The organism is Escherichia sp. AM3 (assembly GCF_032029835.1).
Taxonomy (GTDB): domain Bacteria; phylum Pseudomonadota; class Gammaproteobacteria; order Enterobacterales; family Enterobacteriaceae; genus Escherichia; species Escherichia coli.
Window position 1 is genome coordinate 1 of sequence record NZ_JAVUPQ010001074.1, and the last position, 260, is coordinate 260.

At 39.6% G+C, this 260-nt stretch carries 1 pseudogene; it reads right to left on the reverse strand.

The window, feature by feature from the left end:
• Positions 1-181, reverse strand: a pseudogene (locus tag RTW80_RS29765) (hypothetical protein); the annotation flags it as partial.
• Positions 182-260: the final 79 nt, after the last annotated feature.

Below are 260 nucleotides of genomic sequence, written 5' to 3' on the forward strand. Positions count from 1 at the left end.
TCGCGCTTAATTCATGGGTATTTTCTTCACGTACGGAAGTAACGATATAACCCTTACCGCGATTTTGTTCTTCAAAAGCGTGGATAGCGAGAAAAATAGATTCAGATTTGATAAGTGAAGTGCAGGTGATTTCTTCTTTCAGAGCATTTACTGCATTAAACTCAATAGCAAAAACTTTCATGTTTACTCCCGCCCGTTTGGGCTTCTGGATTCTGGAAAGGACCCACTCCTAACCAGTGATTTTAGTATACCATCATATG